This window comes from Rhodococcus sp. 5A-K4, assembly GCF_046097995.1.
Lineage (GTDB): Bacteria > Actinomycetota > Actinomycetes > Mycobacteriales > Mycobacteriaceae > Rhodococcus_F > Rhodococcus_F erythropolis.
Genome location: NZ_JBJURM010000005.1, coordinates 131,026 through 154,807, shown reverse-complemented (window position 1 = coordinate 154,807; position 23,782 = coordinate 131,026). Strand labels below are relative to the sequence as shown.

Here is a 23,782-nt window from a genome sequence, read left to right as displayed (position 1 = left end):
TGACCTTAGCGAACGAACCTTGGAGTAAACCATGTATCCCGGAGCGTATGTTGCGACAAACCCGGATAAGGCCGCGGTAATCGTTGCCGAGACCGGTGAAGCGGTGACGTTCGCGCAACTGGAATCGAATTCGATTCGGATTGCGCGAGTGCTCCACGGACTCGGGTTGCGGCGAGGCGACAACCTGGCCGTGCTCGCCACCAATAACGTTCAGGTCTTCGACATCTACTGGGCGGCTATGCGATCCGGTGTCTACCTGACGATGGTCAACTGGCACCTGACCGCTCCGGAAGGTGCATACATCGTTGAGGACTGCGAGGCAAAGGTAGTCATCGTCGATGCTGCTCTGGGCGAACTGGCAGAGACGCTGTCCGACCTCGTTCCCCGGCAGGTGACCAGGCTTTCCTTCGGCGGTCAACTAGACGGATACGACTCCCTCGACCAGGCGGCTGACATGGAGTCGGACATACCGCTCCCGGATCAACCGCGCGGCGCCGACATGTTGTACTCGTCGGGAACAACCGGCCGTCCCAAGGGCATCAAGCCGGCTCTACCGAATCGCCGGATACAGGATCCCGGCGATCAGATGACGACAATGAACCAAAGTGTTTGGGGTGTAACCGAAGACGACATCTATCTGTCCCCGGCGCCGCTCTATCATGCCGCTCCGCTCCGGACGTGCGCGTCGGTCCAGGCGCTGGGCGGCACCGTAGTGATGATGAATCGGTTCGATCCGGAAAAGGCCCTGGAATACATCGAGCGTTATCGCGTCACGTACAGCCAGTGGGTGCCGACAATGTTCGTGCGCATGCTCAAACTGCCACAGGAAACCCGAGACCGTTACGACATATCGTCTCTGCGACTTGCCGTCCACGCAGCCGCACCGTGCCCCGTCGATGTGAAGCGAAAGATGATCGATTGGTGGGGAACCATTCTGGATGAATATTACTCCTCGACGGAACTCAACGGCATGACCATTGTTCACTCGGACGAGTGGCTGCGAAAGCCGGGCACAGTGGGGCGAGCCGCCCTGGGAGTGCTCCACGTATGTGGGGAGAACGGCGAAGATCTACCCTCCGGCGAGGTGGGTACGCTGTACTTCGAACGTGACGAGTTGCCCTTCAATTATCACAATGCGCCCGAAAAGACCCAGGAAGCACAGCATCCCGCCCACCCGACCTGGACGACTACGGGTGATGTCGGCTTCATGGATGAGGAGGGTTATCTGTTTCTGACCGACCGTAAGTCCTTCATGATCATCTCGGGTGGTGTGAACATATACCCGCAGGAGATCGAGAACGTGCTGATCGAGCATTCCTCGGTATTGGACGCGGCGGTGATCGGGTTGCCCGACGACGAGATGGGGGAGATAGTGATGGCTGTCGTCGAGCCAGTCCCCGAAGCCGAAGCCGGCGATGCGCTTCGCGACGAACTGCTTTCTCATTTGCGCGGACAGATCGCCAAGTACAAGTTGCCGAGGCGACTCGTGTTCAGTACGGATCTACCTCGAACTCCGACCGGGAAACTAGTCAAAGGGAAACTGCGCGAGCGCTATTCAGGGAAGGTGTCCGTCGGATGAGCGGCCCGTTGCACGGTGTTCGAGTGCTGGAACTCGCAGGGTTGGGGCCGGGGCCACACGCTGCGATGATGCTTGCAGATCTCGGAGCGGACGTAGTTCGAGTCGAGCGTCCGTCTGGTGGACTCGAGATCTCGCCACGGGAGCAGGACCAACTTTTGCGGGGGAGACGGTCGGTGGAAGCCGACCTCAAGACCGAGTCAGGCCGAGAGCTGGTGAGGGCCCTCGTCTCGAAAGCCGATGTGCTCCTGGAAGGTTTTCGGCCCGGCGTGACCGAGCGGCTGGGTTTCGGTCCCGACGTGTGCACCGAACTCAACAGCCGGCTGATCTACGCACGTATGACCGGATGGGGCCAAGACGGCCCACTCGCGCAGCGGGCGGGGCATGACATTACTTACCTGGCGCTGACCGGAGTCCTGCACGCCATCGGTCCGGCCGAGAAACCCACGGTTCCGCTGAACCTCGTCGGGGACTTCGGCGGTGGCTCCATGTTCTTGATCGTCGGAATCGTCTCTGCCTTGTACGAGCGAGAGAGTTCGGGCAAAGGACAAGTGGTCGATGCCGCAATTGTCGACGGAACTTCGGTGTTGGCGCAGATGATGTGGTCGTTGCGAGGGAGCGGACAGTGGAGTGACTCACGTGCAACCAACCTCCTGGACGGTTCCACGCCGTTCTACGACACCTACGAATGTTCGGACGGTAAGTTCGTAGCAGTCGGTGCCCTCGAACCGCAGTTCTACGCGGCGCTCCTCGAAGGCCTGGATATCGCGCCGGAATCGTTGCCTGAACAGATGGATCGAAGGGGCTGGCCCACAATCCGAGAACGGTTCACGGAGGCGTTTTCGTCGCGCACGCGAGACGCCTGGGCAACGCTGTTCGAATCGACGGACGCTTGTGTTGCTCCTGTCCTGAGTCCCGCCGAAGCCGCGCTGCATCCGCATCTTGCCCAGCGGGGAACTCTTGTCGAGGCCGACGGAATAGTGCAGGCGGCACCCGCGCCGCGGTTCTCCCGTTCCAGGACTGCACAGCCGTCAGGTGCTCGGCCACCCGGGGCCGACACCACCGTCGTGACGAAGGATTGGCTGGGCGGCTGAGGGGAAGAAGTACAGGCGAGGAATGTCGCGACAGCCTCTCTCGATCGTTCTTACGTTGCCCCCTACTCATCGTCGATGGATCGCGAAGATCAACTTTTGTAGCACAACTCGATCGAGTCTGACTGACAAGGAATTTCAATGACCGAAACGCGACCGGATGTCTACGCGAGCCGAAACGGCGGGGTGCTCCGCATAGTTGTCAACAGGCCAGCGCGAATGAACGCGTTGACTACCGAAACCCTGGAGAGACTTGCCACGATCTTCGTCGAGCACGCACAATCCTCGGATGTGCGGGTGGCGGTTCTCGAAGGAGAGGGCAAGGCCTTTTGCACGGGCGCGGACCTCGCGGACGTGACGTTGTCCGGTCCGCCGTCGGCGGACACGATCGATGCCGCCAATACCTTGGTGCAGGCCATTCGAGAGTTTCCGTTTCCGGTGGTCGCTGCGGTACGAGGCCCTGCTGCAGGTGTGGGTGTTTCGCTGGCTTTGGCGTGCGACCTCGTGCTCGCGGCGGAGTCGAGTTACTTTCTGCTCGCGTTCACCAAGGTGGGATTGATGCCGGACGGTGGAGCTACCGCACTGGTGGCAGCGTCGATCGGTCGCGCGCGCGCGATGCGCATGGCGCTCCTGGCCGAAAGATTATCCGCTCGAGATGCTTTCGACTGCGGCCTGGTCTCACACGTGTGCGAGGACGACGCCTTCGCGGTGGAATTGGCAGACCTGACGCACCGATTGGTCGCCGGGTCGTCCCCTGCTTTTCGGTTTACCAAGAAGGCGATCAACGACGCTACGCTCACCGAACTCGGTGATGCGTTCACACGCGAGCGCATAGGCCAGATCGACCTGTTGGGTAGTGGTGATTTTGCCGAAGGTGTTGCGGCGTTTCAGGAAAAGCGCGCAGCAGTTTTCGGATAGACGAAGCGAGAACGGCGCTTACAACGACCGTGGTCCCGAACACAGGATGTTCGGGACCACGGTCGTTCTCGGTGCTGATCAACTCTTTGCGATGTCGCGACCGATTATCTCCTTCATGATTTCGGTGGTTCCGCCGTAGATGGTCTGGATTCGGCTGTCTACGTACGCCCGGGCGATCGGGTACTCCATCATGTAGCCGTATCCACCGTGTAGTTGTACGCATCGATCCACGACGCGCTTCTGAAGTTCGCTGGCCCACCACTTCGCCTGTGCCGCTTCGACTGCTGACAGCTGGTCGTCGTTGATGGCCAGGACTGCGTTGTCGACGTATGCCTGTGTCACGTCGATCTCGGTCAGCATCTCGGCGAGGGCGAATCGAGTGTTCTGGAAGTCGCCGATCGGCTTGCCGAAGGCGGTGCGGTCGAACGCGTAGTCTTTGGTCCATTCGTAGGCCGCACGCGCGGAACTGATTGCGCTCGCGGCGATCGACAGACGCTCACGGGGAAGACGCTCCATGAGATGAATGAGGCCTCCGCCCTCCTCGCCCAGGAGGTTGCCTACCGGGACTCTTACGTTGTCGAACGACAGCTCGGCTGTGTCTTGACCCGCCAACCCCACCTTGTGGAGTTTGCGACCGCGGGTGAATCCGTCCATCCCACGTTCGACCACGAGGAGGCTGAATCCCCGCGACCCCGCTTTCAGATCGGTGCGGGCCGCAACGATGACGATGTCGGCGTGAATTCCGCTGGTGATGAATGTCTTCTGCCCGTTCAAGATCCAGTCGTCGCCATCTCGAACGGCGGAGGTCTTGATGCCTTGCAGATCACTGCCGGTACCCGGTTCGGTCATCGCGATGGCGCAGATGAGTTCACCGGCAGCCATACCCGGTAGCCAACGTGCTTTCTGCTCGTCTGTGCCGAGGTCGGCGATGTACGGAATGACGATGTCGTCCTGAAGGCCGAGTCCGGCGCCGAACGAGGTGGTACCGGTACGGGCGATCTCTTCGGCGACCACGTACCGGTACCGGTAGTCGAGTTCACCCGAGCCTCCGTATTGTTCGGGGACGGCCAGGCCGACGATACCCATCTTGCCGGCCGCGAGCCACGCTGATCGGTCGACGAGCCTGGCTTCTTCCCAGCTGTCGTAGTGAGGCGTGATCTCGCGGGCAATGAACTCGCGCACAGTCTCTCGGTAGGCCTCGTGGTCGGCTGTGAACAGTGTTCGACGCATGGGTTGCTCTCCTGTCCTAGACGGAAACGCGTTCGGTCATCGAACGCAAGCGTGCCCCGATGATGACCTCTGCTTCGGACACCATGCGCTGGACCAACTCGTCGACGGTGGGGATGTCGTGGATCAGCCCCTGTGATGTGCCGACCGTCCAGATGCCGGCGTCGGGATCACCGGTTTCGTAGACGCTTCGCCCACGCGCTCCTGCTACCAGGTCGCGCACATCCTCGAATTGTCCGCCGCGGGAGAGTATGTCGACAACCTCTCGGCTGACGATGTTGCTTGCCACGCGTGCAGTATTGCGGAGTGGTCGGAAGATCAGTTCGGTCTGTGTTTCGTCTGCAGCGACGATGGCTTCTTTGATGTTCTGGTGGATCGGAGACTCGGTGGTGCACATGAATCGCGTACCCATGTTGATGCCGTCTGCTCCGAGCGCCAGCGCGGCGACCAGACCACGTGCATCAGCGAAGCCGCCGGAAGCGATCATGGGTATCGAAATCTTGTCTGCGGCCGCTGGAATCAAGACCAAGCCTGCGACATCGTCTTCCCCTGGATGGCCGGCGCACTCGAATCCGTCGATACTGATTCCGTCGACACCGAGATCCTGTGCCTTGACCGCATGCCGGACTGTTGTGCACTTGTGGAGCACTTTGATTCCGGCGTCATGGAAGATCGGCAGGTGAGGACCGGGATTGGAACCTGCGGTCTCGACGATCTTCACGCCTGAGTCGACGATCACCTGGCGGTACTCGTCGTACGGCGGTGGCGTGATCGACGGCAGAATTGTGAGGTTGACGCCGAACGGTTGGTCGGTCAGGTCGCGGCATCGGGCGATTTCGTTCGCCAGGTCGGCCGGCGTCGGCTGCGTGAGTGCAGTGATGAATCCCAATGCGCCGGCATTGGCAACGGCTGCAACGAGTTCTGCTCTGCCGACCCACTGCATTCCACCTTGGACGATGGGGTGGCGAACGCCGAACGTTTCCGTGAATGCTGTCGAGATCATGAAAATCCTTGTTGTTCTCTCGGGACGAATGGTCAGAGGTGGGATATTCCGGCGAGGTCACTGACGTATTCGCGTGCCCTCGTCGGATCGAAGGAGCGTGAGATCTGCAGTTTCTCGGCCTCGAGTGATCCTTCTGCGTGCGTGGCCAGGACTGACTGATATCCGCCGTAGTCGCGGGCGGTCAGATCCGCAATGAAGTTCAGCAGACGGAGACGCTTTTCGGCAGGAACTGCTGCAGCGTAGTATTTTTCGAGAACTACACGAATTTCGGGATTGTCCCAGTCTTCACCGCCGGGGCCGGTGGCGAGGAGGCCACCTGAGAGATCGGTGAGGATGGCGACCGCGTTGTGGAATCCATGTGCGAAGTGGTATTTGGCCATGTTGACGGCAAGCGGATCTGGTTGCCTGACACCGTGTGCTCCTGGCTTTGATCGAACGGCGGCGAGTTGAGCCAGTCCGCGCACGGTCTCGCTCCAGGTGATCAGTTCGGTGATCTTGCCCTTCACATGGCCTGCTTTGCTGATGCCGTTGGCCTCGGCGATCAGTGAAGCTGCTCCGACCATGATGTCGAGTAGGGGCAACTTGTAGTTGATGGCGGTGAACCGGTGGTAATCGACAAACGCCAACGCGAGTGGTCCGGCAAGTTCGGGTTGACGGTTGAGGAAGACTCGATTCTTCGGTACTCGGACATCGTTGAAGACGGTGAGCGATTCGAGGAGTTTGTGTTTCGTGGAGATCGGAAATTCGAAGGAGTTGCGTTCTCCGGCTGCGTAGGGAGAGACGTACAGCTCGAGACCCGGTGTGTCGATCGGGATGGCGAAGGACACTGCGTAATCGGCGTCTTCGGGGCCCATCGCGCGGGTGGGCAGCACGATCAACTCGTCGGCGTTCGCCGAGAACGAAGTGTGGCACTTCGCGCCGCGCACGGTGATGGAGTCGGCGTCCTCGTCGACGATGTGCAGGTAGAGGTCTGGGTCTGCCTGTTGGCGCGGTCCAAGTGACCGGTCACCCTTGACGTCGGTTTGCGCGACGGCGAGTGCGAGATCGCCGTCGCAGACCCGCTTGTAGAAAGCGCGCGCATTCTCGAGACCTTCACCGCTGGTTGCACGAAGAAGGGCGAACAGCGCATCGCTGCCCACCTCTTTGAGGACGATGGTTCCGCCGCCGCGCCGCGATACTTCCTCGATCAGGGCGCCGCGACGAATCAGATCGTCCGCAGATGTCGGCGCCACGTAGAACGCGCTGACTGGGTCACCGTCGACATCGGTGACCGCGAGGTCGGGGCGATCGTCGGCGATGTCGTAGCACAGTGCCGAATGGTCCACTGCGAGAGTCAGTTCGGGTTCGGCGTAGACATCGGAAATCTTCTTGCCTCGGTAGAAGACTCGGCGATCGTCGCTGAGCCCTTTTCGGTACTGGTCACTGGATCGCACGGCCACTGGATACTTCCTTGATCTTCTGTAGCGGTTACTGCATTGAACCTAGCTTAACGATCGTTAAGTAAGTGTGCAATCATCATGTGCTCGACGATTTCCGGCCACTCATGGCGCAGGTGACGAATCAGGCCGTGGTGAAGATCGATTTGGTCTGGAAGTATGCGGCCAGGCCTTCCGGTCCAAGCTCGCGACCGATGCCGCTCGCCTTGGTGCCTCCGAACGGTGCTCCGAAATCGAGTGTGTAGCCGTTGATCCCGAACGAACCAGTATCGACTGAGCGGGCTATTTCCATCCCGCGGTCGAAGTCGGCAGTCCACACGGTTCCACCGAGGCCGTACTCGGAATCGTTGGCGATTGCGATGGCCTGTGCCTCGTCGGTGTATGGAATGACAGAGAGTACGGGGCCGAAGATCTCTTCGGTTGCAATCGTGTGGTTTGCGGAGACGTTACCGAAAACGGTTGGCTCCAGGAACCATCCGCGTTCGAGTGTGCGCGGTCGTGATCCGCCGGTCGTGATCCGTGCGCCTTCCGCAGTGCCTGCGGCGATGAAGGACTCGACACGTTCGCGCTGCCCGGCGCTCACGAGAGGGCCGATGAAGGTGGTGGGATCCAACGGGTCGCCCACCGGCAGCGACTCGACCATTGTGGTGACGGCATCGAGCACTTCCTCGTAGCGTCCGACGGGCGCGAGAATTCTTGTCGAGGCGTAGCAGGTTTGTCCGGTGTTGATCAACGATGCCGTCGCCAAACCTGCCATCGTCGCGTCGAGGTCCGCATCGTCGAGAATGACTGCGGCGGACTTGCCGCCGAGTTCGAGCGATACCGGACGCAGAAGTTGTCCGCAGGTTGCTCCGATGTGTCGGCCTGCCGGTGTAGAGCCAGTGAACGCGACCTTGTGTACACCCGGATGAGCGACGAGGTATTTGCCGATTTCGGGTCCGCCGGTGATGATGTTGAGAACACCGGCAGGAAGACCGGCCTCCATTGCGGCCTCCGCCAGGACGAACGCGTCGAGCAAGGTCTCGGGTGACGGCTTCAGTACGACAGTGCATCCCGATGCGAGCGCGGGGGCGATTTTCATCATTGCGAGAAGAGATGGGAAGTTCCACGGTGCAATCGCGGCAACAACACCGATCGGTTCTTTCCGAACGATGGTGGTTCCCGTTCCGGCCAGCGCGTGACGGGGTTCTTCGAGCTCGGTCGTGCGGGCAAGCGCGGCGTAATAGCTCAAAAGCCCTGAAGGTCCCTGTCCTTCAGCGACAGTGGAGATCGATACGGGCATTCCGTTCTGCTGGCTGACCAATCGGGCTGTGAGGTCGGCGCGACGCCCCAAGGCTGCGGCAAATCGATCCAAGGCGTCGGCTCGGTCGGCAGGCTCGAGTCGCGACCACGTCCGGAAGGCCCGGCCCGCCGCCGCGACGGCAGAATCGACGTCGTTTGGTGCGCTGCCCGGCACGCTGCCGATCTTCTCTTCTGTGCTGGCCGAGTGCACCGAGATGGCGTCCGAAGTCGTCGGTGATTGCCAGGTTCCGTCTATGTAAAGGGCGGAGTGAGTGAGAATCATGCAGGCTCCTTGCGGTGGGTGGGTGTGCGGGGATCGGGGCGCTCACGTGGACGTAGGCAAACCGCCACACTCATTGACTTAGCGATCGTTATATAAGTCATTTGACTCACAAGCTATGTTGCTCCGCCTGTGGATGTCAATGGTCGAGGTGTCCGGCCGTGCATGAGAGTGGTGACCTGATCGGCGGCTTCACGCACAAGTTTGCCCAGTGCGGCGATCCGCTCCCCGGTCAGTGAGGACGGGGCATCGACCAAGCAGAGGATCAGCGCCGGTGTCGAGTCCTGGGCGAAGGCGACGGCATTGACGGACAGCAATTGATAATTGGCGTCGAGGTCGAGTGTTCCGACCGCGACATCCGCGGACAGAAGACGTCGCGCTTCTCTCAGTGCGAGTGCTGCCCTCTGGCCGCCGACTCCCGGGCCGCGCATCTCGGCGACGGCGTCGGAAATTGAACGTTCTTGTTGGCGAAGGCATTCCACGGCGAACCCGCGCTCTCGAATGGCCGTGAGGATTGGCTCGTACTCCGACCGTAGAAGTGCGGCCTCCGTGTCCAATGCCTCCTTGCCGAGGAGAAACCATTCGTGAAGGTCGTTCTCGTCGAACCATGCGGCAAGGCCTGCACCCAGTGGAGGTGCCATCAGCACATTGTCGCCGATGCGCAAGCCGAGAGTTCCGCTGCGCTTGGAGATCGGTTGAATTGCCTCGGCGACAACGAGGTCGGCGCCGGATCGGATGAATCCGAGACAGGCCAGTTCGGATGTGTCGGCCAGTTCTTGCATGACGGTGCGTGAAAGATCGACGACATCGATTGCGCGGGAAGCGGCTTGGCCGATGGGGACTAGCGCCGGGCCGAGTTGGTAGGTCTTGCGGATCGGGTGACGGACGAGCCAGCCGGCCTCGGCGAGAGCGACGACCATGGGGTAGCAGGTCGCCTTTGCGACGCCGAGGTGTCGTGCGATGTCGGCGAGGCTCCGCCCCGCCGTGGGGTCGGATGCCAGCAGTTCGGTCAGCATGACGATTCGATCGGTTTGAGGGGAATTTCGTGCCATGTGTTCGCATAATGCCACTCTGGCGTCGCACTGTGACCCACGATACAGTGAAATGACTTAGCGATCGTTAATCAAGCGGCAAACTCCGGAAGGAAATACATGATTGTCAACGGTGGCGAATTACTTGCCAGGGCACTAGCTGAAGCGGGCACAACCGAGGTCTTCACCCTGCACGGAGGGCACTTGGATGCTTTCCTCGTAGCCTGTCGACGTCACGGCATCCGGCTCACCGACACCCGACACGAAGCCACTGCGGGACACGCTGCGGATGCGTACGCGCGAGTGACGGGCAATTACGGCGTTTGTGTGGTCACCTCCGGCCCGGGCTTCACCAATGTCTACACCGCGCTGACCAATGCACTCCTCGATCGCACGCCGACTATCTTCGTCGTCGGTGCTCCGCCGATGCGTGAGACCGAGACGAATCCGCTTCAGGGTGGTTTCGATCAGATTGCCGCAGCTGTTCCGGTGACCAAGTGGGCATACCGCATCACCGATCCGGCACGCGTCCCCGAGATAGTTGCTCTGGCAATTCGTAAGGCGACGACCGGAATTCCGGGTCCGGTGCTGCTCGAAGTGCCGATCGACGTGATGTTCGGTGAAGCCGACGAAGACACCGTGAGATTTCCGGTGAACTACACCGTGAGTGCGAGGTCGGGTCCGACTGCTGCAGCGGTCGAGGCCGCTCTCGATCTGCTCGGTGAAGCGACGAACCCCGCCATTGTGATCGGGGGTGGCGTCACTTTCTCCCATGCGAGCGCGGCGCTGGTGGCGTTCGCGGAAACGGTGGACGTGCCGGTGTTCTACCCCGGGAAGTCCGATGGAGCGGTACCCGCAAGCCATCGACTGGCCGGCGGCGGACTGTTGGCGATCGGCTCGTTGCCTGCCCTTGGGTATCCGACCCCCGACGTGGTGTTCGTTGTCGGTGCCCGAGCCGGGATGTTCACCGGCGGACGCACCAGCTTGTTCCCCGGTGCGCGGTTGGTGCAGATCGACGTCGACGCGTCCGAAATCGGGCGTATGCAGGACGTGGACGTTCCGATACTTGCCGACTGTCGAGAAGCGCTCATCGCTTTGAAAACTGCTGCTGATCAACGTCAATGGCCCGATTGGAGTGCCTGGGTCGATGCCGCCACCAGTGCGAAACATGCGCACCGGCATGGTTTCGAGGACGAAGCGACGGAAAGCGGTAAGGCGCATCCGTACTTTGCAGCGCGCGCGATCGTCGAAGCCTGCCCGCCCGGTACTACTTTCGTGATGGACGGTGCCGAGGCCCCGTCGTGGGGCGAGTTCTTCACTACCGCCGAAGAGGTTGGTGGTGTCTTGAGGCTCGGCTACCTCGGATGTCTGGGTGTGGGGCCCGGTTTCGCAATCGGCGCACATCGAGCACGACCGGAATCACCCGTCGTGCTCATTACCGGTGACGGCGCGGCAGGATTCCACATCCAGGAATTCGACACGATGGCCCGTCATGGAATACCTGTTGTGACAGTGATATTCAACAATGCAGTGTGGGGGATGTCGATCCACGGTCAGGAAGCGGTGTACGGGGACGAAGGAATTGTCGTATCCGAACTCGCAGACAGCGCATACGAGAAGGTTGCCGAGGCCTTCGGTGGATACGGAGAGCGTGTTAAGGATGTCGCCTCCATCGCCGACGCTATGAAACGCGCGTTCGACGCAGGGGTTCCCGCATGTATCAACGTCGAGGTGGACCCGCACGTAGTCCACCCCATCACGACGATGATGCTCGGTGACGTCACGAGTACGGACGAAATCGTTGTCCCGTACTACGAGAACATTCCTCGCTGATGCCGGGGCGAATGGAAGGTGCAGTAGCCGTCGTGATCGGCGGAGCATCCGGTATCGGTTGGGCAACAGCGCAATTGCTGGCTGCCGAAGGTGTGAGCGTCGTGATAGGCGACATCGACATCGAAGGCGGGCGGAAACGCGCCGTAGAACTCGGTGGGCGAGCTGAAGCAGTCCGGGTCGACGTCGTCGACGAAGAATCGGTCAAGGGGATATTCGAGGGGGCCGAGGCGCAGCATGGTCGGTTGGATATCGCGGTCAATTGTGCCGGGGTGAATCTGCCGGGCTACATAACGGATTTGGAGGCGCAGACTTGGCGGCGCACCGTTGACATCTGTCTCACCGGAGGTTTCTTCGTGATCAAGCACGCGGCGCGTGCCATGACTGCCGGTGGATCGATCGTCTCGATCACCTCATTGAACGCACGGCAGGCGGCTGCAGGTTTTGCAGGATACTGCTCCGCCAAAGCTGGCCTCGCCATGCTCACCGAGGTTGCGGCACTCGAACTCGGAGACCGGGGGATACGCGTCAACGCGGTTTCGCCAGGTCTTGTCGAAACGCCACTTGTCGAGGGTCTCACCGGTGTGCCGGCTATTCAGGCGGACTTCACCGAGAACACTCCGCTCGGACGTAATGGGTTGCCACGCGACGTTGCCGAAGCGGTGGTCTTCCTCGCTTCCGATGCTTCTTCGTGGATCACGGGCGAGGTTCTCGATGTCAACGGGGGTGCCCACTTACGTCGGTACCCGGACGTGATGAAACACATCGGGGCGATGCAATAGCTCGTCGAGAGTTCGTCGGTTCTGATAGCGCCCGGGTGTCGTCCACGCGCCCGGGCCGGAAGTTACGTCCAATCCAGAAAGGGCTTTTCACGATGTGCTCGCAATATCGCCTTGCCGATGAGTCTCGACGCCACGCTGCTGCACGACCAGACGCCCTCGCGTTGACAGGTCGAGACGGGTCGATGACGTTTGCCGAGCTCGACCTCCGCACCAGTCGGCTGGCCAACGTTCTTCTCGACCTGGGTTGTAGATCTGGAACCAGGGTGGCCGTGGTGGACAGAGGCTCGACTCAAGTCGTCGAGATCGTACTTGCGGCAGCGAAGATCGGGGCAGTGGCAATCCCGATCAATTGGAGGTTGTCCGGCGCCGAGGTTGCCGAGGTGCTAGCCGACGCGGACGCTCGTGTGTTGTTCTTCCACAGTGAATTCGAGGGTGTGGTCTCGGCGGTGCAGGCATCGGGAGGGACGAAGCTGCGTGTCGTGAGGATCGACGGTTCCGAGGAGTTCGACTACGAAGCGCGATCGGCAGGCGCAAGTTCGGTCGATCCGGGATGGAGCGGGAGCCTGGACGACGTTGTACTGCAACTGTATACATCCGGAACGACGGCAAAACCCAAAGGTGTTCTCACGTCCAACAGGAACCTGGAGGCATGCACGCGAACCGGCGGGCCATGGGGATTCGACGAATCCTCGGTCAGCTTGTGTGCGATGCCACTGTTCCACATCGGTGGATTGGGTTGGGCGCTCGTGGGGCTTGCGAATGGCGCCCATAACGTCGTTCTCCCAGAATTCACACCTGCCGGTCTGTTGGAAGTACTGGAAGGGATGAGTATCACCAATACCTTTCTCGTGCCTTCCGTCATCGGGATGCTGGTCGACGTACCAGGCGCGCGAGAGCGCAATTTCGCAACTCTCCGATCCATCGCTTACGGTTCATCCCCGATCACACCATGGGTCTTGAAGCGAGCTCTCGAGACGTTCCGCAAGCCCCTGTTCCAGGTCTACGGGCTGACCGAAACGCATGGAGCAGTAACACAACTTGATTCTTGTGACCATGCGGTGGACGGCGAGAAGGTCGGACTGCTGCGCTCGGTCGGAAAACCCTACCCCTGGGTGGACTTGAAGGTGATGTCACCGGCAGGCGAGGAAGTTGCGGTCGGCGAGGCCGGCGAGATCTATGTCAGGTCTCCGCAAACGACCGAAGGTTACTACCGACGGCCGGAAGAGACTGCCGCTGCGATAGATACCGACGGGTGGTTCCACACCGGCGACGTGGGACGGGTCGACAGCGAGGGCTACGTCTACATCACCGATCGGATGAAGGACATGATCATCACGGGTGGAGAGAACGTCTATCCCATCGAAGTCGAATCGGTCATCGCCGACTATCCGGGAGTATCCCAAGTTGCCGTCATCGGAGTGGAGGATCCACTGTGGGGCGAGGCGGTCAAAGCCGTCGTAGTTGCTGCTGCAGGGCATCAACTCGATACCGACTCGATTTCAGGTTTCGTTCGAAGCCGACTTGCCGGCTACAAGTGCCCCAAGTCCATCGAGATAGTTACGGAACTTCCGTTGGGTGCTACGGGCAAGATCCTCAAGCGCGAACTTCGGGCGCGATACAGGACAGTATGAGAATCAACGTGCACGCTTGCGGCCGGGTTTGCATCCAACCGTATTCAGTGCGATCACGGCGTACTTCTGAGCTACCTCTTCCGGGGTGAGTTCTCCCTCGGCGTGATACCAGCGCGGAATCGACTGGCACATCGCGAGAAGTGCGCGGGTGGTCTCGGGCACGTCTGCTACTGAGAAGAGACCTCGTTCCGAACCCTCGGTGACTATGCCGAGCACCAATTCTTCGACGCCCTTGCGTACGACACGATATCGCTGTCGGTGTTCGGGGCTGAGGTAGCGCACTTCCCCCTCGAGGGCTGCCAACCGAGAGCGGGTCGTCATACGAAGCACGATCGCTTCGACGACGTTGGTGAGCTGTTGTCGAGGGTCGTCTCCGCCGTCGGAGTACGCGCTGTGGGCACGAGCGAGGACGTCACTGGTCGAAATCTCCAGCAGAGCAAGGAGGATCCCCTCTTTGCTCTGGTGATGGTAGTAGAGGGCGGGGATCGTCACGCCGACGCGGCGTGCGATCTCGCGTATCGAAGTACCGTGGAACCCGTTGTCGTAGAATCCTTCGAGGGCGGCTTCCAGGATAGGAGTCAGCTCGAGCGGCTCGATCCGTCGCCAACTGGCTGTGGCGTCCTTCGCCGAATCTTTCGTGGCCATACGTGGTCCCCTAGCTATCGCTCGATAATGCTCGGGGAGATACTACGCCGCGACGAAGTCACAACAACTGCACGTTACTCAGTTTCCACTCGCCGTCCTCGCGGACCAGAGAAAGTTGCATGCGGTTACGGTCGATCCTCGGATCGGGGGAGTTGGTATTGGTGATCGTCTGATCGAGGAACACGAGCACCTCGGCGTTGTCGCGATCACTGCTCGCCAGCCCGGCTGAAATGATCTGAGCGGACGAGGTCGCCTGATACTGCACGATCATGTTCTGCAGGTTGGCTGCCACCTGGGCGTACTGACCGGCGAACTCACCGACAGAGTTGTCACGCACCACGGAAAGATTCTGATCGAGGTTCTGGAAGTTGTACGTCGCAAGATCAGTGGCGAATTGCCGTCCGCTGTCCAGTGCGCTGGTACGCGCGTCTTCGTCGGCCGATTTCTGCCAGGTCGCGAATGCGCCCCATCCGAGCGCCGCGACCACGACCAGGACGCCGGCAACGATCAACAAGGTCTGCTTGCGAAGCCGCTTGGGCTTTTCGGCGATTGTGGGTGTCGGACTCTCGGGAGTCTGGGGTTGAGGTGTCTCGGACTGGGGTGTCTCGGTCATTGCGTTCCTTGTACTAGTAGTGCGGCAAACGAGTTGTCACCGAGAACGGTGTTCTGACCACCGTTGAGGCCCAGACGAATCGACGTTCCGTCACCGGCCGCAACTGTGCCGAGAGCAGGATCGTATTCGGCAACCCCGTCGATCGTTCCGGTTCCGGTGGGGACGTTCTGCGAACCGCGATTCTGGATCCGGCCCGACTGGTCCGCGCAGTGTTGGTTCTTGTCGAGCGTGGTCGGTGAGGTGTCCTGTACCGATCGCCGGGGCGTGTCGTAGATACAGACCGGGCCGAGTGCTGTGATCAGATCAAGCTGTGCCCGTCCGTCTTTGACGATACTTCCGAACTTCTCGAATCCTTTGGGCACCACCACCAACAAGGCATCGACGGCGGGCATCCGTGCAGTGACGATCTGAGTGGAGACGAGAGAATTGGCCAACAGCAGGCTGAACGGCTCACGACTCTGTTCGATGAGAGGCAGTATCTGATTGTCGAGAACACTCGGGCTTCGATCGAGGAGTGTGCGCAGTTGCGGATCGGAGTTTCGTACCTGATCTGTCAATTGGCGAAGTGTGAGTGCAACTTCGGGAAGAGCGTCAACATTTTCCTCGTTCGCAGTGAACAGTGAGCGCGAGTTCTCGACGAGTGTGTTGACACGCGGTTGATCGGCTTGGACAGTGCGCGCAAGCACGTCGAAGTTGTCGACGAGCGCCTGCAGATCCGGACCCAATCCGTTCAATCCCTCACCGAGTTCGTGCGAGAGGGTACGCAGATCTGCCGGATCGACGGTGTCGGCAGCAGCGTTGAAATTCGCAATCACGGTTCCCAACGCGACCGGGATCGAAGTGCGCTCAGTCGGAACAACCGAACCTTCAACCAGATACGGGCCGCCGTCGGTCTGCGAAGACAACTGAACTTTCAATACCGGAACGGCGGTGTCCTGGCTGATGGCCACATGCGAATCGTTGGGTATCTGTTTGTCGGCGGCGATGCTCAACGTCATCACGACGAGGTCCTGGGCAGAGTCCACCTCCACCGACTCGACGTCGCCGACGGTGACTCCGCGATAGGCCACTTCCGAACCCGGAGCGATTCCGGCCGCGTTCTCCAATTCGACGGTGACCGAGAATGTTCCGGTGAAAGGATCTCCAGCACCTACTTGTCGGAGCACGTACGTCGTGCTGACCACCGCGATGAGGAGAAAGGCGACGATCTCGAAATAGACGGTTCGGTTCTTCATCGCGTTCCTCCTTGCAGGGGTGTCGTGATCGGCAGTTCCCGATCGGAGGCGGGCAGAGGTGGCAGTGGCGGTGCGGCGCCCGGAATTATCTCGTTGAGCACCCCGGTCACGGTGCCATCGACATCGACGTCGAGGTCGATGTTCACGTAATCACCTGGGCTGGCGCGCTCGAGGAGCACTCTTGCGTTGTCCAGGTTGGACATGGTCTCACTCAGTGTCGGGCCCATTGCCGAGAACTGGTCGAGGATGGGTGACAGTCGTCCGGTGATCTCGGAAATCTGGTCGGCCGACTGGTCGAGCACGGAATTGGTTGCGGTACTGAGCCGATCGGTTTCGTCGAGAAGATCGAGGAGCGGTTGTCGTTGGTCGGCGATCACGCCCAATGCGGGTGTGAGTGTTCGCAAGCCTTCGTCGATGGTGGCGCTCTCGTCACCGATCAGAGCGCTGAGCCGGTTCAGGGAATTCAGTGCCGAATTGATCGATTCCTTTCGGTCGTCAAGTGTTCCGAGAAAAGTGTCAAGGCGCGCAAGCAGATCGCGGATCGTCTCCTCCCTGCCGTCGAGAATCTGATCAGCCTCACTGACGATGTTCTTGACCTGCGCCAACCCACTGCCGTTCAACAGAGTTCCGACGGCGCCGAGCAGTTGTGCGACATCGGGTCCGCGCACGGTCTCCGATCGCGCGATGGTGGAACCTGGTTCGAGCATGGGGCCCGTTGGATCGACCGGAACTTCGAGGTTGACAAATGCGTCGCCGATCGGAGTGGACAGCTCGATCCGAGCGCGAGTGCCGACGGGTAGTTCGATGTTCGATTCGATTTCGGTATGTACCACGGCTGCAAAGGTTTCCGCGCTCATCGACGTGACTCTGCCGACCACTGCCTGGCCGATCCGCACCTCGCCGCCGACGGGGAGTAATGACGCATCGACGAATTCCATGTTCAGCGGGTACGACGCTCCTGGCAGACCGCGCCCGAGGGGGAGGTGCTGGAAGTTGAGACTGCAGCCGGTCAACGGCGCCGCGATGACAAGTGCCACGACAACGCTCACCACGGACTTGTTCGACGCCATCAGTTGCCCCCACCGAGGATGCGTGCCAGGTCGGAGCTGCCTGCCGAAGGAAATTCGATGGGATTGACGATCCCAGGCCCGGTGCACAGCGGAATCGGCATCTTCTCGCACAGTTCTCGCGTCGTGTCGAACTGTGAGAGATCGGTGGCGACGTTCAATCGCGCTCTGGCTCGGCCTTCTTCGGTGACGAGGTTGGCGACGTTCTCGAATCCCGTTGGTGCCGTTTCGATGATCTCGCGCAGTTGGTCCTGTTTGGTCGCGACTGCACCGGCCAACTGTGCGAGCGCACCCAGATCGGCGGTGACCGCCTCGCCGTGTTCGGCGAGTAGCGCTGAGACCTGTCCGAGCAACGTGGTCAGGGAATCGAGCGCCCCGCTGATGTCTTCTCGCTGGGTACTGAACGCGCGGGCGGTGACTGTCACCGAATTCGACAGCGAGTCGACCTTGGTCTGGTTGTCCGCGATCAACTGCACGAGGGTGTTCAGGTTCTTCACGAGTTCGGAGATGTCGGGACTTGCACCCGCCAGTACCGAACTAGCCTGTGAGATGGACCGAACGGCATCGTTGAATGCTTGCCCGTTGCCGTCCAACGCGTGGGCGCCTTCTCCGATGAGGTCACCGATCCCACCGCCGTCCGCGCCAGGGCCGAGCGCCACCGTCAGTTCGTTCACCGATGCGGTGAGCTGGTCCCATGTCAGAGGGGAGTGAGTTCGTTCGAGAGGGATCACTGCGCCGTCCACGAGGAACTCACCGTCCTCGTAGCCGGGGCCGAGTTCGATCGTGCGGTCACTGATGACCGAAGGAGAAAGGACCCAGGCCTGCGCGTCGGCCGGTATGCGTGTTCCGGACGGCAGGCTCATCGCCACTCGTACCCGGGACCCTTCCGGCGTGACGCTCTCGACCCTCCCGCTGGGAACTCCCAGAATAGTCACCGTGTTGCCGGTGAAGATGGCGTCGGTCGAGGTGAATTCGGCAGTGAGAGTGAGTTGGTGTTCGTCACGCGTGACGAACAGGACCGCACCGATCGCGCAGATCATTATCGCTGCCAGCACGGCGAGCTTCTTGACGGTCGTGGTCATCGACACCCCTGAACGAGCCCGACGACGCACAACCAGTTGTCCGGGATGAGGGTGGAGGGCGAGTTGAGGTCGAGCCAGTTGCCGTTACCGGTCGCATTGGTGACGTACCGAACGCTGGGGGCGAAGTTGTCGAGCAACGTGGTCAGTGATTGTTCGTTCTCGGAAAGAACTCCCGTCACCTCGTGGATGTCTCCCATGACCGAGTCGACCAATGCCTGGTTGTCACCCAGGAACTGGGCAAGTGTGGTGCTCAACTGATTGAGGTCTTGTACAAGCGCATTCAGCACATCTCGCCGGTCGGCGATCGTGGCCATCACCAGGTCCGCATTTCCCAGAAGGGTTTCCAGAGTGTCCTTCTGCTCGATCAGTGTTGCGGTCGTCTGCTGCGCTCCGGTGAGAAGGGAACGGAGCGCAACGTCGTTGTCGTTGACTACTCCGGAGAGTGCGTCGATTCCCTCGAGCGAGCGGCGAACGAGCTCGGGATCGTCCGGTGAGTTGTCGGACACCACGGTCAGCATGTTTCGCAGTTGTTGCAGATCAAGGTTTTCCGAAGTGGATTGTGCTCCTCGTCCGAGATCGTCGAGAGTGAACGGAACACTCGTGTTCTCGATGGGAATGGTCGAACCTCCGGGTAACGAGCGCGATCCGTTCGGAGTGATGTCGAGCGAGCGTCGGCCGAGCAGAGTCGAGATCTTGATGTCCGCGCGCGAGTTTTCGCCGAGAGTGACGCCGTCGTCGAGTCGGAAGGTGACTTCAACAGAGTTGCCGCTGACCGCCAACGAGGTGACCACCCCGCTCGGGACTCCCGCGACGTTGACCGGATCGTCCTGCGTCAATCCGGTGGCGTTGGCAAACACGGCGTTGTACTCGTTGGTCTTGACCTTCAAGATCAATTGAGGGACAACGAGTGCGGCCAGAACGACACAGACTCCGACGAGAATGCAGATCATTCCGTTGCGGACCGGGTTCTTGACGGTGAGCCAGTTCATCGGCACACCGCCGAACGCTCGGGGCCGCCGAGAGTCACCGATTGGTCCAGCGCGCTGAGCCGGAAGTTACAGATGTAGATGTTCGCCCAACTGCCGTAGCTCATTGCGATTCCCAATTGGGTGAACAGTTGATCGAAAGCGGTGATACCGGTCGCCAGCGACTCACGATTGTCGACGACGACGCTGGCCGACTGATCGATCGAAGTCAGCGCGCCAGCCAAGTCCGGTTCCACGCGCGTCACCAAGTCCTGAAGGGAAGAAGTCAGGGCACCTGCGGAATCAACTGCGGCCGAGATCTGTTGGCGATCCTGTGCCAAACCGCCTACCAGCGTGTCGAGCGTGTTGATCATCTCGACGAAGTTGGGTCGATTCGTCGTCGTGACGGTGAGTACCCGGTCGAGGTTGGTCAGTAGTTGGTCCAAGATCGCGTCTCGGGACGTCAAGTTCTCGGTGACGGCAACTGTGCGCTCCAGCAGGCTTTCGATGGTGGAACCTTGTCCTTGGAATACCTGGACGACTTGTGCGGCAAGCTTGTTGACTTCTGCGGGGTCAAGTGCGTCGAACAGGGGACGGAAACCGCCGAGGATGTCGGTGAGGTCGATCGCCGGCTGAGTCTGTTCCACGGGAATTGTGGCTCCGGGGGAGAGGTAGTTGCCGGCTACGAGTTCGCCCTGTCCGGGTTCGATCGAGATCGTCCGTGCCCCCAGCAGATCTGCATACCTCACCACAGCCCGACCGTCGGTCGGAATACGTTGTGTAGATTCGAGTTCGAAGCCGACGACGGCTTGGTTGTTCACCAACTCGACGCTGTCGACGCGCCCTACTCGCACCCCGGCGATCTGAACATCGCTGCCGGTGACCAGGCCGGAGGCATTGACGAAGACGGCCCGGTACTGCGAACTAGACCCGGAGACTGGGTTGATCAGAGTGCTCACCACAACCACGGTGGCGAGAATCGACAGCGCGGCAAACAGTCCGAACCTGATCAGAGATTTCTTCACGCTCATCCGCCCACCACCGTCGTGCCGCGAAAGACCGGCCCCGCCACGAGAGTGTCCAAAGCTGTACCGCCCTGGGTGATAGCTGAGATCAGGGATTGTTCGGCAGGGCTGCCGACCGGGCCGACGGTTCCGCCGAACGCGGTCGCGGCGGCAGGACAGTTGGGGCCGCGGGTCCCGTCGTATTGTGGGCAGTCGGTCTTTCCGTACGGATACAGATCTGTGACAGACAGGCGCAGGTCAGTGCTGAGCCACGGGCCGTGCGCCAATGCGGGCGGGAGTTTGATCGTGAGATTGCGCAGGCCGTTGTAGAAGGTGGTGATGTGGTCCGGCCGCGAAGTGATTGCACCGGTGAGGGAATCGGCGTCGTCGACCAAGGTGATCAGGCGGTCGCGATTGTCGCCGATCAGACTCGTGGCAGCAGATCCCGTGCTGGTGCCTGCTCGCAGAAGCCCCGCCAATCCGTCGGATTTCTCGACGACGGTCTTGGATGTGGTGATGGAGTTCTCGAATGCGGCGAGCATGTCGGGCGCACTCGTCGAGAGACTGTCGGCGAGCGTGGCTATGTCGTCGAGGTCGTCACCGAGTCCGTCGATGACGGGCTGCGCACCGACCAACGCTTGGTGGACTGAATCGAGAGACTCACCGATCTGGTTTCCCTTGCCACTCATCGCATCCGAGACTGCCGTAAGCGCCACGTTGATGTCGGCGGGGTCGAGGGAAGAAACGAGCGAGTAGATCCGTGAGATCGATTGGTAGAGCTGGACCGCGACTTCGGACTGATCTGATACCAACTCGGTACCCGGCGCGAGAGCAGGACCGCGCGAGAGACCGTCAGGTTGAATCAAGTCCACGAAGAAGTCGCCGAAGATGTTGCGGGGCATCAGCCGCACCTGACTTGTCGACGGTATGTCCTCGAATGCACCCTCGTCGATTGCGAGTGAGATGGTGGAAGCGGTGGTGCCAGGCTCGATGTCGGCGACCGAACCGACGACGACGCCGCGGTACTGAACCGAGGATCCGACTCGCAGCGCGCCGGCGCTGGCGGGGACGACAGCACTGACCTGCGGTGTGGAACTGAACGTGTCCGTGCCCCTGCTGAACAAGAAGACGTAGGCGACGATCAGCAGGACAATCGCAAGTAAACCACGCAGTGCCAGTGCAATTCGACTGGTGCCCGTGACGATCATCCGGTCAACCCGGGCACCTGAGGTTTGAGTCCCCAGAGCGCGATGGTCATGGCGACGTCGGTGAAGGCCAGGAAGACGATGCTGGTGCGCAGCGCTCGCCCGGCTGCTCGCCCGACGCCTTCAGGTCCACCCGTCGCGGTGTAACCGTAGTAGCAGTGCACGAGGGTCACGACGACCGCGAACACCATGACTTTGATCAACGACAACCAGATGTCGTTGGGAGAGAGGAAAAGACTGAAGTAGTAGCCGTATGTTCCCTCCGACTGGCCTTTGACCCGGATCACCGCGAGCGCCGTTGCCATGTACGAAGCAAACAGTCCGACCAGGTACAGCGGGACCACCGCGATGAGCGCCGCGATCATTCGGGTGGTGACCAGGTATCGCAGCGAGGGAATCGCCATGACTTCGAGTGCGTCGATTTCCTCGGAGATCCGCATGGCTCCGAGCTGCGCGGTGAATCCAGTTCCGACCTTGGCAGCCAAGGTGATTGCGGCAACGAGTGGTGCGACCTCACGAGTATTCGCGATGGCGGACATCACGCCGGACAGCGGTGCGAGGCCGACGAGGTTGAGTCCGCGGTAGCCCTCGAGTCCGATCTGGGAACCTGCGAAGAACGAGATCGCGAAGATCACGACGACGCTGCCGCCGCCGGCGAGCAGGGTGCCCGAACCGAATGCCACCTGGGCGACGAGACGGGCGACTTCACGCCAATATCGCTTGAGGGTTGCCGGAATCGAGATGATGACGCGCGCGTGGAACGTGAACTGATCGCCGAGTCGACTCAGACCGTCGACGGTGCGCGAACTGGCCCGCTTGGCACGAATTGCGATGGGCAGGTGCATCAGTAGGCACCCTTCACCGAGACGAACAGCGGGTAGAACTGGGTAATTGCGAGGTTGGCGACGAACACGAGGACAAACGAGAGCACGACGGTCTCGTTGACTGCGTCGCCGACGCCTTGAGCTCCGCGCTTGACGGTCAGGCCCTTGTAGCAGGCCACGATTCCCGAGATGAGAGCAAAGGCAACGGCTTTGATACCGGAGACGGCGAAGTCGCTCGGTTGACTGAATTGAACGAGATTGCGCAGGAAGCTCTGTGCGTTGCCGTCGAGTATCAGGACGTGAACGAAGAGGCTTGCGCCCAAACCGATCACGAGAACTATCGAATTCAGCAGGAGGCAGACGACGGCAATTGCGATCATCCGCGGCACGACCAGGCGTTCCAACACCGGCAGGCCCAGTACTTCGAGCGCATCGATCTCTTCGCGGATCGTGCGCGCTCCCAAATCTGCGCAGATTGCGGAACCGCCGACGCCGGCGATGATCAGGGCGCAGACCAGCGGTCCGGCCTGTCCGATGATGAGGAACGCGACGACTGCACCGCTGTATGAACCCGCGCCGATTTGGTCTGCGAGCGAACCGATCTGGAGAGCTACGCCCACGCCGAGGGGAATCATCACCAGTGCCGAAGCGACCGAGGTGACGTGGGCGAGAAACCACATCTGGTCGAGCGCTTCACGCCAGGCGAGGCGCTTGTGTCGCAGAGTTGTGAAAGCGGCGACGCATACGCGAACGGTGAAGGTGAACAGCAGTCCGATCTCGGACAGCAGGTTCGAGAACATGTTCGTCTTGGCGGGGGAGGCAGGCGTTGCGTCCCCGGTTGTTCCAACTTCAGTGCTCACGCCATCCCCCTTTCCGTCCGAATCGTTCTGGTCGGGTTTCTTCGATCACACTCGGAAGGTCGAAGTGCTCCAGGTCACGTTCGGAGACGGTATCAGGAAACTGACTCTGAAGTAAGTTCCAATTCGGGCACGCCATCACAAGGCGTGAATGTGGACGCGGAGCTTCCGTTTGCGTCTACGCAACCTTCCCGGCGAG

The 23,782-nt window shown here is 60.7% G+C and carries 21 protein-coding genes; 6 read left to right on the top strand and 15 right to left on the bottom strand.

What is annotated here, in order from left to right; genetic code table 11:
- Positions 1-31: 31 nt before the first annotated feature.
- The 3 genes from ACKAMS_RS08985 (at position 32) to ACKAMS_RS08975 (ending at position 3,585) form a co-directional block, all read left to right on the top strand.
- Complete coding sequence (locus tag ACKAMS_RS08985) at positions 32-1,579, top strand: acyl-CoA synthetase (protein ID WP_069146932.1); 1,548 nt, start codon at positions 32-34, stop codon at positions 1,577-1,579.
- On the top strand, positions 1,576-2,670 hold the full coding sequence (locus ACKAMS_RS08980; protein ID WP_264613854.1) for a CaiB/BaiF CoA-transferase family protein: 1,095 nt from the start codon (positions 1,576-1,578) through the stop codon (positions 2,668-2,670). Before ACKAMS_RS08985 ends, ACKAMS_RS08980 begins: the two co-directional genes overlap by 4 nt.
- 138 nt (positions 2,671-2,808) lie before the next feature.
- On the top strand, positions 2,809-3,585 hold the full coding sequence (locus tag ACKAMS_RS08975) for an enoyl-CoA hydratase (protein WP_264613855.1): 777 nt from the start codon (positions 2,809-2,811) through the stop codon (positions 3,583-3,585).
- 78 nt (positions 3,586-3,663) lie between these two features.
- On the opposite strand, the gene ACKAMS_RS08970 is transcribed toward ACKAMS_RS08975, so the two are convergent.
- The 5 genes from ACKAMS_RS08970 to ACKAMS_RS08950 all read right to left on the bottom strand — a co-directional run bounded on the left by ACKAMS_RS08970 (position 3,664) and on the right by ACKAMS_RS08950 (position 9,864).
- The gene (locus ACKAMS_RS08970) at positions 3,664-4,815 is read right to left on the bottom strand and encodes an acyl-CoA dehydrogenase family protein (protein WP_047888209.1); all 1,152 of its coding nucleotides are present in this window, start codon (positions 4,813-4,815) and stop codon (positions 3,664-3,666) included.
- Between the two features lie 16 nt (positions 4,816-4,831).
- Complete coding sequence (locus ACKAMS_RS08965; RefSeq protein ID WP_069146935.1) at positions 4,832-5,815, bottom strand: nitronate monooxygenase family protein; 984 nt, start codon at positions 5,813-5,815, stop codon at positions 4,832-4,834.
- Between the two features lie 32 nt (positions 5,816-5,847).
- Positions 5,848-7,248, bottom strand: coding sequence for a 4-hydroxyphenylacetate 3-hydroxylase N-terminal domain-containing protein (locus ACKAMS_RS08960; RefSeq protein ID WP_264613857.1), 1,401 nt, complete (start codon positions 7,246-7,248; stop codon positions 5,848-5,850).
- A 127-nt stretch (positions 7,249-7,375) separates the two neighbouring features.
- On the bottom strand, positions 7,376-8,815 hold the full coding sequence (locus tag ACKAMS_RS08955) for an aldehyde dehydrogenase (RefSeq protein WP_133727731.1): 1,440 nt from the start codon (positions 8,813-8,815) through the stop codon (positions 7,376-7,378).
- A gap of 113 nt (positions 8,816-8,928) precedes the next feature.
- Complete coding sequence (locus tag ACKAMS_RS08950) at positions 8,929-9,864, bottom strand: helix-turn-helix domain-containing protein (RefSeq protein ID WP_064111553.1); 936 nt, start codon at positions 9,862-9,864, stop codon at positions 8,929-8,931.
- 99 nt (positions 9,865-9,963) lie between these two features.
- On the opposite strand from ACKAMS_RS08950, the gene ACKAMS_RS08945 reads away from it, so the two are divergent.
- The 3 genes from ACKAMS_RS08945 (at position 9,964) to ACKAMS_RS08935 (ending at position 14,086) form a co-directional block, all read left to right on the top strand.
- Positions 9,964-11,676, top strand: a complete 1,713-nt coding sequence (locus ACKAMS_RS08945) for a thiamine pyrophosphate-binding protein (RefSeq protein WP_047888204.1) — start codon at positions 9,964-9,966, stop codon at positions 11,674-11,676.
- The gene (locus tag ACKAMS_RS08940; RefSeq protein WP_408988900.1) at positions 11,676-12,455 is read left to right on the top strand and encodes an SDR family NAD(P)-dependent oxidoreductase; all 780 of its coding nucleotides are present in this window, start codon (positions 11,676-11,678) and stop codon (positions 12,453-12,455) included. Before ACKAMS_RS08945 ends, ACKAMS_RS08940 begins: the two co-directional genes overlap by 1 nt.
- 92 nt (positions 12,456-12,547) lie before the next feature.
- Positions 12,548-14,086 (top strand): long-chain-fatty-acid--CoA ligase, encoded by a 1,539-nt coding sequence (locus tag ACKAMS_RS08935; RefSeq protein WP_408988899.1) that lies wholly within the window; start codon positions 12,548-12,550, stop codon positions 14,084-14,086.
- A 3-nt stretch (positions 14,087-14,089) separates the two neighbouring features.
- Here ACKAMS_RS08935 and ACKAMS_RS08930 read toward each other — a convergent pair whose 3' ends face one another.
- Genes ACKAMS_RS08930 through ACKAMS_RS08885 form a run of 10 tightly spaced genes read right to left on the bottom strand, consistent with a single transcriptional unit; the run spans position 14,090 to position 23,586 of the window.
- The gene (locus ACKAMS_RS08930) at positions 14,090-14,731 is read right to left on the bottom strand and encodes a TetR/AcrR family transcriptional regulator (protein WP_069146941.1); all 642 of its coding nucleotides are present in this window, start codon (positions 14,729-14,731) and stop codon (positions 14,090-14,092) included.
- A gap of 58 nt (positions 14,732-14,789) precedes the next feature.
- Positions 14,790-15,344: a hypothetical protein gene (locus tag ACKAMS_RS08925; protein WP_142006430.1), complete on the bottom strand. Its 555-nt coding sequence runs from the start codon at positions 15,342-15,344 to the stop codon at positions 14,790-14,792.
- The gene (locus ACKAMS_RS08920) at positions 15,341-16,579 is read right to left on the bottom strand and encodes an MlaD family protein (RefSeq protein ID WP_019746823.1); all 1,239 of its coding nucleotides are present in this window, start codon (positions 16,577-16,579) and stop codon (positions 15,341-15,343) included. The genes ACKAMS_RS08925 and ACKAMS_RS08920 overlap by 4 nt, the downstream gene beginning before the upstream one ends.
- The gene (locus ACKAMS_RS08915) at positions 16,576-17,649 is read right to left on the bottom strand and encodes an MCE family protein (protein ID WP_408988898.1); all 1,074 of its coding nucleotides are present in this window, start codon (positions 17,647-17,649) and stop codon (positions 16,576-16,578) included. Before ACKAMS_RS08915 ends, ACKAMS_RS08920 begins: the two co-directional genes overlap by 4 nt.
- Positions 17,649-18,728 carry an MCE family protein gene (locus ACKAMS_RS08910; RefSeq protein ID WP_031332813.1) on the bottom strand — a complete coding sequence of 360 codons (1,080 nt, stop codon included), beginning with the start codon at positions 18,726-18,728 and terminating at the stop codon, positions 17,649-17,651. Before ACKAMS_RS08910 ends, ACKAMS_RS08915 begins: the two co-directional genes overlap by 1 nt.
- A complete protein-coding gene (locus ACKAMS_RS08905; RefSeq protein ID WP_408988897.1) occupies positions 18,725-19,717 on the bottom strand; it encodes an MCE family protein in 993 nt (330 codons plus the stop codon). Before ACKAMS_RS08905 ends, ACKAMS_RS08910 begins: the two co-directional genes overlap by 4 nt.
- Positions 19,714-20,724 carry an MCE family protein gene (locus ACKAMS_RS08900; protein WP_020968382.1) on the bottom strand — a complete coding sequence of 337 codons (1,011 nt, stop codon included), beginning with the start codon at positions 20,722-20,724 and terminating at the stop codon, positions 19,714-19,716. Before ACKAMS_RS08900 ends, ACKAMS_RS08905 begins: the two co-directional genes overlap by 4 nt.
- Positions 20,721-21,905 carry an MCE family protein gene (locus ACKAMS_RS08895; RefSeq protein WP_084326794.1) on the bottom strand — a complete coding sequence of 395 codons (1,185 nt, stop codon included), beginning with the start codon at positions 21,903-21,905 and terminating at the stop codon, positions 20,721-20,723. The genes ACKAMS_RS08900 and ACKAMS_RS08895 overlap by 4 nt, the downstream gene beginning before the upstream one ends.
- Positions 21,902-22,747 carry an ABC transporter permease gene (locus ACKAMS_RS08890; protein WP_019746829.1) on the bottom strand — a complete coding sequence of 282 codons (846 nt, stop codon included), beginning with the start codon at positions 22,745-22,747 and terminating at the stop codon, positions 21,902-21,904. The genes ACKAMS_RS08895 and ACKAMS_RS08890 overlap by 4 nt, the downstream gene beginning before the upstream one ends.
- Positions 22,747-23,586, bottom strand: coding sequence for an ABC transporter permease (locus tag ACKAMS_RS08885; protein WP_232816805.1), 840 nt, complete (start codon positions 23,584-23,586; stop codon positions 22,747-22,749). The genes ACKAMS_RS08890 and ACKAMS_RS08885 overlap by 1 nt, the downstream gene beginning before the upstream one ends.
- Positions 23,587-23,782 lie beyond the last annotated feature (196 nt).